Below are 13314 nucleotides of genomic sequence, written 5' to 3' on the forward strand. Positions count from 1 at the left end.
CCACACCACGCGAGGCACTCATGGTTCGTACAAGCCGTCTGGTCACCGCTGCCGTCGTCGCCGCGGCGGCGCTCCTGCCGCTGGGGGTGTCAGCCGCTCCTGCCCATGCCGACGACGAGGCGTGCGCCGAATACCTCGAAGGGCAGGGGCGGGACGATGACGCCCTTCAGGAAGCATGCGAGGCCGGTGCCGCGGGGAACGGCCCGGAGTGCGTGAGGATTCTCGTCGGACAGGGCCGACCGGAATACAGGGACCGGCAGACTGGTGCTGCTCGGCGGGCCTCCGGCATCCGGAAAGTCAACCGTCGCGGAAATCATTTCCTCGACTGCCGCACGGCCCGCCGTCCACCTGCATACGGACTCCTTTTACGTATGGATACGGTCGGGTTTCGTTCCGCCGTATCTTCCGGACGCCCGACGCCAGAACGAGGTTGTGCAAAACGTCATGACCGACGCGGCGTGCGCATACGCCGCGGGCGGCTACGACGTCATTTTGGACGGCATTCTTGGGCCGTGGCTCCTGGAATCGTTCCGTGCCGTATGCCGGGAGCGCGATCTCGGTCTCTCCTACATCGTCCTGCGGCCGGGCCTGGACGTGGTGCTCTCACGAGCGAGCGGGCGCGAGGAGCGGCAACTCAAGGAAGTCGAACCGATCGTCGGCTTGTACGGAGCGTTCGAGAACCTCGGAGCGCTCGAGAGCCATGTGATCGACTCAAGCACCCAGCGTGTCGAGCAGACCGCCGAGGAAATCGCGGTCGGGCTGCGGGCAGGCCATTTCACGCTGCGGTAATCGCTGCCGTGCCGCCAACGGTCCGGCGGCAGGAATCAACGCTCCGGAGAGAACTCCGGCAGCACGCCCTTGGTGAGCAGGAAGCATCCGTACGGCCTGTCCTCGCCCGTGATGACCACCGCGAACGCGGACCGGGCGCGTGCGTAGAACGCGTGGCGCTCGACCGTCTCCACCGCCACGGGGCGGCCCGATGCCTCCTCCGCGGCGGCGATGAAGTCCGTCTGCACGGGCGGCTCGGCGGTGGCGTCGCCGACGACCCCCATCCTCGCGACGGGCTCGGGGACGAACGTGTCGAGCGGCAGCAGCCCGAGCACCGCCCGGCCCGCCGAGACGACGTCGGTGCCGTCCAGCCGGATCACACGGTCGTTCACGGAGTGCGCGGGGAAGTTCCTGTCGACGATGGCGATGGTGTCTCCGTGTCCCATCCGCGCGAGCGTGTACAGCAGGTCCGGGGTCAGGAGCGGGTCGAGTCCCTTGAGCACGTCGGATCACCTTTCCGTGATCGAGGATGAGCGGGGGCCGGAGCCGAAACCGTCCGGGGAGGCGCCGGGGTTCGGGATCCTGAGCGCGTGGCGCAGCAGTGGCGGCGCGAGCAGCCCGCACGGCTCGGGCTCGGCGCGGAGCCCGGTGCCGGCGTAGTACCGGTTGGCCGCCGACGGCGCGACCCGGATGCGGAGTTCGTTCCCCCCGGGCCGCAGGGCGTCGGCGGGGATCGTGACGCGGTACGGCGCCCAGGCGCGCTCCGCCACCCGCATGCCGTTCACGGACACGGCCACGGCTCCGGCGACGGCCGGGAGCGTCAGCTCCAGGGGGACCGGCGTGTCGAGCTCGATCCGCCGCACATAGTCGGCGGTGCCCGCGAACGCCGGAAGGCCCTGCCGCTCCCAGCCGCATGTCACCGCGATGTCGCGGCGGGTGCCCGCCTCCTCGTACGCGTCCTCGGCGACCTCGAGCAGCCAGCCGGATTCGAGCGGCTCCGGCGCCGACCATTCCGGTGTGCCGGGACCGGCCGCGGCCTCGGAATCCCCCGGGGCGCCCGCCCGGCCGGAAGCGGGCTCCGCGTCCCCGTGCACACGCAACAGGCGCAGCGCGTTCCGCTCCAGCCGCAGCACGACCGGGCTCTCGGCTGCTTCGAGGGTGCGCACGGCGCCGTCGGCGGCGTCCCACTCCTCGATGTGCCAGGGCCCGTCGGGCAGCAGGAGTTCCACCGTGCCCTCGGTCTCGGTGAAGCACGCGAAGCGGAAGCCGTCGGCCGCGTCCGAGCCGCCGCGCCAGCGCACCGCCGAGCCCGCGGGCACGCGCAGCGTTGGCTCGGTCCGCGCACGCTGTGCGGCGAGCCCGCGCAGGACCGCCTCCTCGGGGACCGCGTGGAACATCTCCACGGCGGGGGCGAGGTCCGCCCAGTCCTCGGCGGCGGTCTGTGGGCCTTCCTGGTAGACGGCGGGGGTCGCGCCGCTTCCGAGTACCCGTACGCCCGATTCGGTCAGGCGGCGAAGCCGGCGCATCGAGGCCGCCGAGCGCAGCGTTGTCACGGCGGGGAGCACGAGCGCCCGGTACCGGCGGTCCCCGATCCACATCGAGCCTTCCTCCACGGCGGCGGCCTCGAGATCGCGTTCGTCCACGAGGTGGAAGCCCACCCGGGACTCGGTGAGCGCGCGGGCCCACTCGCCCAGCGCCGACGCCTGATCGCCGAGCTGACCGGCGGTCCACACCGTACGCAACGGGTACAGGACCGCCACGTCGCTCTGGGGTGACACCGGTTCGAGGAATTCGCTCAGCCGCGCGCTCTCGAGCGCGAACCGCGGGTGATGATCGGCGAACCACGGCTCGAAGTTGATGCCCGGGGGGAAGTCGAAGCGCGGATTCCGCAGCGACTCGTGATCGTCTCCATGGCCGTGGGTCTGGTAGAAGCCGTGGAAGATCATCTGTCGCATGCCCTGGAGATGGTGGTTGATCGCCGTGGTGCGCAACTCCTGCAAGGTGAGCCCCCAATGGCCGGACCACGGGGTGCCGCCGTCGGGCGGGGTGACGAAGTACTGCTCGACCATCGTCCCGCCGCGGCCGTGGTGGCGGGCGACCGAGTCGCCGAACACGGGGCTGAGCTGCACCAGGGCGTCCTGTGCGTCCACCGCGGTGAGATCGCGGTAGCCGTCGACGCCGAAGTGGTCGAGCCCGAAGTTCACCCGCAGGTCCCAGTTCGCGAACGCGGTGTCGAGCGCCCAGCCGCCGACGTGCCCGAGGACTTCATGGCCGGACTGGCGCAGGCCGTGGGCGTGGCTCCAGCTGCGCAGCCTGCCGAGGAACGTCTCCATCGCGCAGCCGCTGAAGTGCTCGTAGAACTGGGCGCGGAGGCTCAGCCGCTCCGGGTCGTCCCCGTCGAGCACGGCGGCGAGCACCTGGGGGGTCCGCCCGCCCCAGCGCTCCCGGATCGAGACGGCCAGGCTCTCGTGGAACGGCATCGCCGAACGCAGGTCTCCGGTGCGCTCCGCCCAGTCGTAGAACACGGCGTGCGGCTGGTCGAAGAACATATAGGCGACGGTGGAGCCGAAGAAGTCGCCCAGGGCGTCGGCGAAGGGCTGGTAACCGGCCTCGATGAAGCGATCGACCGCGACCGGGTCGACGGGGTTGACCAGCCGGGAGGTCGCGCAGCGGGCGGAGACGAACACGATCGCCTCCGCGCCGTCGGGCACGGGCTCGACGAGGCGGACATGGCATCCGTCGGAGGCGCCGTCCACGCGGTCGACGAGCTCGGGCCGCTCGGCGGCCGCGCCCTGCTCCCCTTCCGCGGCTTCCACGGTTCCTATGGCTTCCGCGGCTTCCGCGGTTTCCACGACGAGCGCGTACTCGACCCGCCAGTCGGCCCAGGCGACGACGCCGCCCTCGTAGTGCCAGTCCATCGCGGCCGGGCCGAGGTTCTCCGTCGCCGAGCGGATCCCGCTGAGCGATCCCTCGCTCCCGCCCGCGGGGATCCGCACCCAGAACAGATGCCGTTCGCGCAGCTCGTCGTGCCCGGTCACGGCCCGGCCCGCGGCGTGGCCGGTCTGCCAGTTGTAGTCGTCGTAGATTCCGACGATCATGCCGAGTCCGGCGGCTGTTTCGACGGCCGTACGGCACGCGGCGAGGTAGTCGTCGTCCAGGTAGCCCTCGATCGGGTACGACAACCGCGCCTGCACCTGGAAGCTCCGGATCCCGGCGTCGTGCATCTGCCGCACCTGGGCGCGGATCGTGTCCTCGTCGGGCAGCCGGTGCCAGAACCAGTAGGCGGCGGGCGCGTGCCAGGGGTCCGGGTTCCGGAAGCGGCGCAGCGCGGTCTCATGTGCGGACACGGGTGTCAGCTCCTCGAGCGGCGGCGAGGTCTGTATGGGCCTCGCCGCCACCAGGTCGGTCAGCGTTCGGTGCGGTCGGCCACGTGCCTGACGGCCGGGTCGGGACTCGGGAGCCCGGTGGTGTTCTCCTCGGGCTGGGCGTCCCCCGCGGTCACGAGCGAGTAGTCGGGCTTCGGGTCCAGCCGGAGCCCGAACGTGAGGATCGCGTAGAGCGCGGCGCCGAGCACCAGGGCGATGACGATGCCGAGCCCGCTCGATCCGAACACGCCGGTGCGGCCCTTCTCGGTGAGGAGGAAGCCCGTGATCTTCGCGAAGTTCGGGTCGGAGCTGGTCACGAGGCCGAGACCGACGACGGTTCCGGTGACCAGGCTGAGAATCGCGGTCCAGCGCCCGTCGCGGCCGCCGTAGCCGCGCGGGTTCGCCATGTCGGTGTTCCAGCCCATGCGGCGCTGCCGGATGAAGTCGATGAGCTGGATGCCGCCCATGGTGCCCATCATCACGGCGATGAGCGACAGGAAGGACTGGAACGTCGCGAGGAACGAGGTGGAGATGAACAGCAGGTAGAAGGCGCCCGCCGCGATGATGATCGCGTTGATCGCGGTCGTCACGGAGCGGCGCAGCGGTACGCCGACGGCCATGAGCGCGAGGCCGGAGCTGTACATGCCGGTGATGGCGGCCGAAACGAGCGAGATGACGATCACGACGGAGAAGGGAACGAAGAACCACATCGGCAGGAGCGCGGTGAGCGCCCCGATCGGGTCGGACGCGGTGGCGGCACCGAGCTTGGAATCCCCGCCGACGAGCAGCGCGCCCACGGCGAGGAGGATGACGACCGGCAGGCTGAGCCCGGTGACCGTCCAGCCGATCACGCCGCGCGCCGGGGTGTCGCGCGGGAGGTAACGGGCGAAGTCCCCGCCGTAGTTGAGGAAGCCGAGGCCGACGAGGGTCATCGCCATGATGATGCCGCCGATGAACACCAGCGGTCCGCCCGCGGGGGTGTCACCGAGGTGCGCCCATTCGATCTCGGGCACCATGAATCCGAGGAACGCGACCGTCATGATGCCGGTCACCCAGGAGATCCAGACCTCGACCTTCATGATGAGCTCGTGGCCGAGGACGGAGACCGTCATCGTCAGGGCGAGCACGAGCACGAACCACAGCACGATCGTGGAGGTGGCGCTCGACCCGTCCGCGTCGGCGAACGCCGACGACCACAGCTTCGCGAACAGGTTCGCACCGGTGGTCGAGGCAAGGGTGATGATCGTCACCTTCCAGCCCATATTGGACAGGTAGGCGAAGAACGCGGGGATCCTGTTGCCCTTCATGCCGAACGCGAAGCGCGTCTGGGCGAGGGTCGGCAGTCCCGTGCGGGGTCCGCCGACCGCGAGGATGCCGACGAGGGTGGCCGATATGAGGTAGCCGGCGGTCCCGGCGACGATCGTCTGCCAGACGTTCAGCCCGAGGCCGAAGACGAAGATGCCGTAGCTGATGCCGAGGATCGAGATGTTCCAGGCGAACCACACGGCGAACAGGCCCCGCGGCTTTCCGCGCCGTTCGGCATCGGGAACGGGATTGACGCCGTTCGATTCGACGGTCGTGCCTCTACGACCTTGCTGAGCCTCACTGCTCATGGAAGGGCGCCTTTCGACGTATGGAGATGTGGGGAGGAGCGGATGGCCTAGCTTCGGGCTTCGAGCTCGGGGACGTCGGGGGTGCGTGCTCGGGGGGTGCGCGTTCGGGGGCGTGTCGACCGCGTCCGGGGGCGACGCGGCTCCGGGTGAGACGTGCGCCGTGCGCGCTGACCGCCGTCGCGCCCGCGGTGGGAGGCGTGTACGGCGATGAGGCGGAGCGCTAAGCGGCGGGGTGGGCCGCTAAACCGTCGGCCCTCGGGGCCCGCGGTGGGCGGTCGTAGCGTACGCTCATCGCCGGGAAAACCATTTCCGAACCCAAGCACGGCAGCCCCTGCCACGTCAATGGGTCGTCGAGACCGTCCTGATAGCATCGGCCGGCCGGAATCAGGGGAGTTCAGGATGGGCGCGCGCATAGGCTTGAAGGACGTGGCACTGCGCGCGGGGGTGTCAGTGCCGACGGCGAGCCGGGTGCTGTCCGGCGTTCAGCGCAATGTCGATCCGGAGCTGGCGCTGCGGGTGCGGAACGCCTGCGAGGAACTGGGCTACCGGGTGAACGCGGCGGCGCGGGCGCTGCGGATTCAGTCGACGGATTCCCTGGCCCTTGTCGTTCCGGCGATCGCGAACGCGTACTTCGCGGAGCTGGTGTCGGCGTATTCGCGCCGCCTGGACCTCGAGGGCAAGCGGCTGGTGACCATCGACACGGGCGAGAGCCCGGAGACCGAGCAGCGCCAGCTCGGCGCCATGGACCGGGTGCTGGTGGACGCGGTGCTCGTGGTGCCCGCGGCGTTCGAGCGCAGTGGCGCGGCGATCACGGAACTCGCGCGGTCCAACCGGGTCGTGCAGGTCGACCGCCGCGCACGAGGCGTCGAAGCGCCGTCGGTACGGCTCGACAACGCGGCGGGGGTCCGCCTGCTCGTGGAACACCTGCGGGCGCGGGGCCGCCGCAGCATCCTGATGGTCGACGCCCAGGAGGACTCCTCGTCGAGCATCGAGCGCACCGCCGCGTTCCGCGCGCTCGCCGGGCCGGACGACCGGGTGCTGGAAATGCCGAACTTCACGGTGGCGAGCGGCACCGACGCGGCGAAGCTCCTGCTCGCGAACCCCGGCGACACAGACGCGATCATCTGCACCGCCGACACGGTCGCGCTCGGGCTGCTGACGGCGCTTCAGCACGCCGGTAAGCGCGTGCCCGCCGAGTACGCGATCACGAGCTTCGACGGTACGTACCTCTCCGACACCGCCGCGCCGGGGCTCACCACCCTGGGCTCGACCGCCGAGCGCATGGTCGAGGCGTCCCTCGCCCTACTCGACGGCGGCAGCGATGACGTCGTCCTGAAACCCGAGCTCGTGGTCCGTGGTTCCAGCGGCTGACCGCGGACGGGGCGGGGGCATGGGCGCCCTCCGGACCCATGCCCCCGCCCGCGGGAAGGCCGCGGGACGGCGGCCGACGGTCAGACGCGGTCGGCCGCGATGAGCAGGTACTGGAAGGAACCGTCCTTGTAGGAGTTGATGAACGCCTTCTCAATGCCCGTGACCAGTGAGGACGTGGCCCGCAACTCCCAGTACGGCAGGGTCGCGGGGGTGAGGTCGATGACGGCCTGCGGTACGAGGCGGTTGTCGGCCATGGCGCGCAGGTATTCCCGGCGGGAGTGGATGTTGCACTCGAAGTGCGCGTTGATCAGGGAGACATACTTCGAGGGCTGGCCGTAACGCGGGTTCCAGCAGCCGGTGATGGTCACGTAGCGCCCGCCGGTCGCGAGGATGCGGGAGTGCTCGGCGAAGAGGTCTCCCAGGTCGACGTACATGCTCGACTCGTTGTTCCACGAGGCCGCGGCCCGCCCGGTCTCGAAGGGCGTACCGAGCATGTCGCAGACGCGGGCGTGGACATGGTCCTCGATGCCGAGTTCGCGGGCGCGCTGGTTGGCGAAGTCGGCCTGCTTGGCCGACAGTGTGACGCCCTCGACCCGGCACCCGAAGCGCTGGTGTGCCATGACCATCGAGCCGCCGCGGCCGCAGCCGGCGTCAACGAGCGTGTCGTCACGTTCAATCGGGCCGAGGTGGTCCAGGAGGAGTTCGGCCTGTGCCGACTCCAGGCGGTGGAGCTCGGCGATCAACTTCTTCTCGTAAGCGCCGTCGCCGGTGTCGCCGAGGGCGCCGCGGTCGACGTCTCCAATGCCGTAGTGGTGGTGGTATAGGCCGTCGACATCGCCGAGACGCAGGTTCACGGGCCTGGCCTCGCGGTCCCAGTAACGGGCGATGTCCCCCTGGTAGGGGGTCGCCGGGGCGGGGATGAACATGGCGGCGCCGGAGGAGGTGGCGACGTCGGCGCTGAAGTCGGTGCTGGTCACAGATGGTTCCGTTCTTCTTACCAGAAATCGGGCAGGCTGTAGCGGAAGGTATTGGTCTGGTGCCAGTAGTGGTTGCCGTCGACCCACGCGGCCACGCCCCGGAGAAAGCGCTGCGCGGTCGGGACGGGAAAGGCGACGGCCACGGCCGCGGCTTCGGCCTCGAAGTCGTGCATGAGGTCGTTGTGGACTTCGACCGCCTTCAGATAGGCGTCGCGGTCGGAGAGGCCCTCGCGTTCGGCGATCACCACGGGCAGGTTCAGATGCCGGCCTGGGCCGGCGAGTTCCTTGGTGTACGAGTACAGGTCGTTCACGATGGTGGTGGCGTTCCCGGCGAGCGCGATGACCCGCTGCATGGCGGGCTGGGCGTGCAGATCGGCCGGTAGTTCGTAGCCGCCGACGCTGTCGGTGATGGTGGGGCACGGGCGGAAGTTGTTGAACTGGCGCATGGCCAGGTACTCCCACACCTCGGGGACGTGGTCCGTCTGCGCCCAGGCGGCCTCGGCGAGGTACCCCATGTGCAGACGGGCCATGTCGTGCCGGAACCGGTCGGCCTGGGACGGGCTGGACGCCTGGACGAAGTACTCCATGGCGGAGCGGTAGGCGCGCCGGGGCGCGTCCGAGTGGAGCGACTCCGCCCACCGCGGCTGGTACTCCCGCGTCGTGTGCAGGGCGTCCAGGGCGGTGTGCGCCAGCAGAAGGCGTCCGCCGAGGCCGATGGGCGAGCCGCCGTGGTCCTCGCAGTAGCAGTCGTCCACCGCGTTCTCCGCCACCATCAGGCGTGTGGCGAGCATCAGATGGTCGACGGTGGGGGCGTCCGGATGGCAGGCGACCATGTAGCGCCCCACGGAGAAGCCGTCGAACTGCTCCTCCCACTCCTCGGGGTACAGGTCGACCTCGTCCAGCGCCCAAGCCTTGATCCTGCGGCTGACCTCCTCCACCCGCCCGGGGTCGGGCTCCGGCACCGGGTGGTGATAGAGCCCCGGGATCGGGTTGCCTTCCGCCGGAACCGCCGCCGACGGCGTCGGTGGCGCCGGTGGCGTCGGCGGCTCCTCGCGCCGGGCCAGGCGCAGACCTGCCGTGCCGAGGCCGCTCGGACCACGCAGGATCCGTGCGACGTCGGCGTTCGCCCCGGAGCGGGAAGCGGCCGCAGGCAGGCGCGATTGCGGAGGGGAAGGCTCAGGGGCGGGCATGCATGGCTCCTCGGTGGGGTGGGGTGGCTGGTTGCGTGCGTGTCACCGGGAAAGGGGAAGGGGGCAAACGTCCAGGAATCCGGCCAGATCCGCAGGAACACTAGCGGCTGGTGCGCCCAGTTGGCCCTGAGAAGCCATTGACATTAACTCGATAAGATGATCTAGACCCGCGCGATGTTTGCCCGGGTGGCCGACGGCCCGAGGGGCTCAGTCGCTCAGTCGCGATTTCTGCATCTATAAATCAGATCGCCTTCCACGGAAACATCTGTTGGACAGAACTACGGCCATGTCCAAGGATCCCTCGTGCGGTGGCCCGGTCAACGCGACACCGGGATGGACCACCGCCTGAGTGGAGGCTGAACGTTGAGTGAAGAGACCGAAGTAGTCGTCGTCGGGGCGGGCCAGGCGGGCGTGGCGATGAGCGAGCACCTGGGGGCCCACGGTGTGCCGCACATCGTCCTGGAGCGGCACCGTATCGCCGAGCGGTGGCGGTCGGAGCGGTGGGATTCCCTGGTGGCGAACGGGCCCGCGTGGCACGACCGGTTCCCGGGGCTGGAGTTCTCCGACGTCGACCCCGCCGTCCACCCCGACGCCTTCGCCTCCAAGGACCAGATCGCGGACTACTTCGTCACGTACGCCGAGAAGATCGGTGCCCCGATCCGGTGCGGTGTCGAGGTGACCTCGGTGCGCAGGCCCCCCGGTCGGCCCGGCTTCCGGGTCGAGACGTCGGAGGGCCCCATCGACGCGCGCTTCGTCGTGGCCGCGACCGGACCGTTCCAGCGGCCCGTGATCCCGCCCATCGTCCCGGACGGCGCCGTTCCCGCGCAGATCCACTCCAGCGCGTACCGCAACCCGGGGCAGCTCCCCGAGGGCGCGGTGCTCGTGGTCGGGGCCGGGTCCTCGGGGGTGCAGATCGCCGATGAGCTGCGCCGGTCCGGCCGCCGGGTCCTCCTCTCCGTCGGTCCGCACGACCGTCCCGCCCGCGAGTACCGCGGACGCGACTTCTGCTGGTGGCTCGGTGTGCTCGGGCGCTGGGACGCGGAGACGCCTCCGCAGGGGGCCGAACACGTCACCATCGCGGTGAGCGGCGCGCGCGGCGGCCACACCGTGGACTTCCGCGCCCTGGCCGCCGACGGCATCGAGCTCGTGGGCCTGACCGCGTCCTACGACGACGGTGTGCTGCGCTTCGCGCCGGATCTCGCCACCAACATCGCGCTCGGCGACGCCAAGTACCTCGAACTCCTCCGGGCGGCCGACGAGTACGTCGAGCGCAATGGGCTCGACCTCCCCGAGGAGCCGGCGGCCCACGTCCTCGGGCCGGACCCGGCAGGCGTGGCCGACCCCCGGCTGGAGCTCGACCTGGCCGGGGCCGGGGTCACCTCGATCGTCTGGGCGACAGGCTTCGCCACCGACTACAGCTGGCTCGAGGTCGACGCGTTCGACGAGCACGGGCGGCCGGACCAGCGGCGCGGTGTGTCGTCCGAGCCCGGCGTCTACTTCCTGGGCCTGCCCTGGCTGTCCCGCCGCGGATCGAGCTTCATCTGGGGCGTCTGGCACGACGCCCGCTACGTGGCCGACCACATCACGACCCAGCGGGGCTACCTCGCGTACGGCGCCGGCGACCGGCCCGGCGCCACGCCGACCGCCTGGAAGAACTGAGCAGCAACGAGGAGCAGATGATGACCTCCACGAGCGAGGGCCGCCGGGCGAAGGCCGCCAAGGCCCCGATCGTCGCCGGCGGGCACACCCGGATCCGCCCGTTCAACACCCGCGACACCTATCCCGAGCAGAACCTCGACAACGACCTCTGTCAGGCCGTCGTCGCGGGAAACACCGTGTACGTCCGGGGCCAGATCGGCCAGAACCTCGACACCAGCGAGTCGGTGGGCATCGGCGACGCCGGGGCGCAGGCCGAACAGGCCATGGCGAACATCGCGATGCTGCTCGAAGAGGCGGGCAGCCGGATGGAGCACCTGGTCAAGCTGACCATCTATCTGGTCGACCCGCGCTACCGCGAGGCGGTGTACCGCACCGTGGGCCGCTGGACCAAGGGCGTCCACCCGATCTCCACCGGGCTGGTGGTGTCGGCCCTGGCGCGTCCGGAGTGGCTGTGCGAGATCGACGCCGTCGCCGTGCTCCCCGAGGAGGTGCGGGCATGACGTTCTCCCTGGTGGTCCGTGACGGCGAACGGTTCGGCATCGTGGCCAGCTCGTCCAGTCCCGCGGTCGCCGCCCGGGTCGCCCATCTGCGGCCCGGGGTCGGCGCGGCGGCTTCGCAGAACATCACCGACCCCACGCTCGGCACCAGCCTGCTGGAGGAGCTGGCGGACCACGGCGACGCGGAACGCGCCCTGGCCGGTGTCACCGGCGCGGCGCGCAACGCGACGTCCATCGCCTACCGTCAGCTGACCGTGGTGGGCCGCTCCGGGCCCGGAGTCGCCCACAGCGGGTCGCACACCCTGGGCAGGTACGCCTCGGCCACCGCCGAGGGCGCGGTGGCGGCCGGCAACATGCTGTGCGGTGAGCACATCCCCGGCGTCCTCCTCGACGCGTACTCCGCCGCCACCGGGGAGCTGGAGGAGCGGCTGGTCATCGCCCTGAAGGCGGCCGTCGCGGCCGGTGGCGAGGAGGGGCCGGTGCACTCCGCGGGCCTCGCGGTCGTCGCGGACGTGGACTGGCGGGTGACCGATCTGCGGGTGGACTGGGCCGACGACCCCGTCGACCGGCTCGCCGAACTCCTCGCCGTCTGGCTGCCGCAGCGGGACGACTACGTACGCCGTGGACTCGATCCCGCCTCCGCCCCCTCGTACGGCGTGCCGGGCGATCGGTGAGGGAGGCGATGGAGGCGATGGGGACGTCGGGGCCGCTGAAAGAGGCCGCCCGGCGTGCGGTCGACCGGCACGCCGAGGAGCTGATCCGGCTCTCCGAGCGGCTGCACGCCGACCCGGAGACCGCCTGGGAGGAACACCGGGCGGCGGCCGCCGTACCCGAGCCGCTGGACCGCGCCGGATTCGACGTCACCGCGTCCTATCTGGGCCTGGACACCGCCTTCCACGCCCGGTTCGGCAGCGGGCCGGTCCGGATCGCGCTGTGCGCCGAGTACGACGCGCTGCCCGGCCTCGGCCACGCGTGCGGGCACAATCTCATCGCGGCGAGCTCGGTCGGCGCCGCGCTGGGCCTGGCCGCCGTCGCCGACGACGCGGGCCTCACCGTCGAGGTCTACGGCACCCCGGCGGAGGAGGGCGGCGGCGGCAAGATCGAGATGCTCGACCGGGGCGCCTTCGCCGGGGTGGACCTCGCGATGATGGCGCACCCGGCGCCGGTCGACGTCGCCGAGGCCCGTCCGTTCGCGGTCAGCCACTCCAAGATCTCCTACACCGGCAGGTCCGCGCACGCCGCGGCCTACCCCGAGGCCGGGGTCAACGCGGCCGACGCCTTCACCGTGGCCCAGGTCGCCATCGGGCTGCTCCGCCAGCAACTGCCGTCCTCCGCCCGGGTGCACGGCGTGGTGACCCACGCCGGGGACGCCCCGAACGCCATCCCGGAGCGGACCACCGGCCGCTGGTACGTCAGGGCGGAGACCCTCGCCGAACTGGCCGGGCTCGAACCACGGGTCGTGCGGGCCTTCGAGGCGGGCGCCCTCGCCACCGGGTGCGAGCTGGAGATCGAGCCGGAGAGCAAGCCGTACGCGGAGTTCCGTAACGATGAGACCGCCCTCGGCCACTACCGCGCGAACGCCCTCGCCCTGGGGCGGGAGTTCGCGCCGCCCGGGCAGGCCGCCCGGATGAACCGCGCCTCCACCGACATGGGCAACGTCTCGCAGGTGGTGCCCGCCATCCACCCCTACATCGGCATCGGCTCGCTGCCCGCCACCAACCACCAGCACGAGTTCGCCGCGTTCTGCGTGGGCGGGACGGCCCAGCGGGCGCTGCTCGACGGGGCGACGGCGCTGGCCTGGACCGGTGTGGACCGGAGCCCGGCCCGAGACGCCGGCCACTGACCGAGGCGGCACCCGCACAGCTCCGGCTTCT

At 71.1% G+C, this 13314-nt stretch carries 11 protein-coding genes; 6 read left to right on the forward strand and 5 right to left on the reverse strand.

Features of this window, described 5'->3' with window-relative positions:
* Nucleotides 1-264 precede the first annotated feature (264 nt).
* Complete coding sequence (locus KHP12_RS42180; protein ID WP_208653176.1) at nt 265-789, forward strand: AAA family ATPase; 525 nt, start codon at nt 265-267, stop codon at nt 787-789.
* Between the two features lie 35 nt (nt 790-824).
* Here KHP12_RS42180 and KHP12_RS42185 read toward each other — a convergent pair whose 3' ends face one another.
* The 3 genes from KHP12_RS42185 to KHP12_RS42195 are packed head-to-tail and all read right to left on the reverse strand — an operon-like array spanning nt 825 to nt 5746.
* Nucleotides 825-1271, reverse strand: coding sequence for an RbsD/FucU family protein (locus KHP12_RS42185; protein ID WP_086884584.1), 447 nt, complete (start codon nt 1269-1271; stop codon nt 825-827).
* Between the two features lie 6 nt (nt 1272-1277).
* Nucleotides 1278-4115: a hypothetical protein gene (locus tag KHP12_RS42190; protein WP_211834423.1), complete on the reverse strand. Its 2838-nt coding sequence runs from the start codon at nt 4113-4115 to the stop codon at nt 1278-1280.
* A 59-nt stretch (nt 4116-4174) separates the two neighbouring features.
* A complete protein-coding gene (locus KHP12_RS42195) occupies nt 4175-5746 on the reverse strand; it encodes a purine-cytosine permease family protein (protein ID WP_086884582.1) in 1572 nt (523 codons plus the stop codon).
* 399 nt (nt 5747-6145) lie between these two features.
* On the opposite strand from KHP12_RS42195, the gene KHP12_RS42200 reads away from it, so the two are divergent.
* Complete coding sequence (locus tag KHP12_RS42200) at nt 6146-7117, forward strand: LacI family DNA-binding transcriptional regulator (RefSeq protein ID WP_086884581.1); 972 nt, start codon at nt 6146-6148, stop codon at nt 7115-7117.
* Nucleotides 7118-7197: 80 nt separating this feature from the next.
* Here KHP12_RS42200 and KHP12_RS42205 read toward each other — a convergent pair whose 3' ends face one another.
* The gene (locus KHP12_RS42205; RefSeq protein ID WP_086884589.1) at nt 7198-8043 is read right to left on the reverse strand and encodes a geranyl diphosphate 2-C-methyltransferase; all 846 of its coding nucleotides are present in this window, start codon (nt 8041-8043) and stop codon (nt 7198-7200) included.
* A gap of 68 nt (nt 8044-8111) precedes the next feature.
* Nucleotides 8112-9284, reverse strand: a complete 1173-nt coding sequence (locus KHP12_RS42210; protein WP_086884580.1) for a family 2 encapsulin nanocompartment cargo protein terpene cyclase — start codon at nt 9282-9284, stop codon at nt 8112-8114.
* A gap of 363 nt (nt 9285-9647) precedes the next feature.
* Here KHP12_RS42210 and KHP12_RS42215 point away from each other — a divergent pair, with 363 nt between their 5' ends.
* From KHP12_RS42215 to KHP12_RS42230, 4 genes are read left to right on the forward strand one after another with little or no spacing between them, the layout of a single operon-like run.
* Nucleotides 9648-10943 (forward strand): flavin-containing monooxygenase, encoded by a 1296-nt coding sequence (locus KHP12_RS42215; protein WP_086884579.1) that lies wholly within the window; start codon nt 9648-9650, stop codon nt 10941-10943.
* A gap of 17 nt (nt 10944-10960) precedes the next feature.
* Entirely contained in the window at nt 10961-11443 is a 483-nt protein-coding gene (locus KHP12_RS42220) for a RidA family protein (RefSeq protein ID WP_244203215.1), read from the forward strand.
* Nucleotides 11440-12114 (forward strand): DUF1028 domain-containing protein, encoded by a 675-nt coding sequence (locus tag KHP12_RS42225; protein WP_086884578.1) that lies wholly within the window; start codon nt 11440-11442, stop codon nt 12112-12114. Before KHP12_RS42220 ends, KHP12_RS42225 begins: the two co-directional genes overlap by 4 nt.
* A gap of 17 nt (nt 12115-12131) precedes the next feature.
* Nucleotides 12132-13283 carry a M20 family metallopeptidase gene (locus KHP12_RS42230; protein WP_086884588.1) on the forward strand — a complete coding sequence of 384 codons (1152 nt, stop codon included), beginning with the start codon at nt 12132-12134 and terminating at the stop codon, nt 13281-13283.
* Nucleotides 13284-13314: the final 31 nt, after the last annotated feature.

Origin of the sequence: Streptomyces asiaticus (assembly GCF_018138715.1) — a bacterium.
In the GTDB taxonomy this organism is placed as follows: domain Bacteria; phylum Actinomycetota; class Actinomycetes; order Streptomycetales; family Streptomycetaceae; genus Streptomyces; species Streptomyces asiaticus.

Coding starts and splice junctions, on each gene's coding strand:
- KHP12_RS42195 (WP_086884582.1), bottom strand. CDS start 5,746: ATGAGCAGTGAGGCTCAGCAAGGTCGTAGAGGCACGACCGTCGAATCG.
- KHP12_RS42200 (WP_086884581.1), top strand. CDS start 6,146: ATGGGCGCGCGCATAGGCTTGAAGGACGTGGCACTGCGCGCGGGGGTG.
- KHP12_RS42205 (WP_086884589.1), bottom strand. CDS start 8,043: ATGTTCATCCCCGCCCCGGCGACCCCCTACCAGGGGGACATCGCCCGT.
- KHP12_RS42210 (WP_086884580.1), bottom strand. CDS start 9,284: ATGCCCGCCCCTGAGCCTTCCCCTCCGCAATCGCGCCTGCCTGCGGCC.
- KHP12_RS42220 (WP_244203215.1), top strand. CDS start 10,961: ATGATGACCTCCACGAGCGAGGGCCGCCGGGCGAAGGCCGCCAAGGCC.
- KHP12_RS42225 (WP_086884578.1), top strand. CDS start 11,440: ATGACGTTCTCCCTGGTGGTCCGTGACGGCGAACGGTTCGGCATCGTG.
- KHP12_RS42230 (WP_086884588.1), top strand. CDS start 12,132: ATGGGGACGTCGGGGCCGCTGAAAGAGGCCGCCCGGCGTGCGGTCGAC.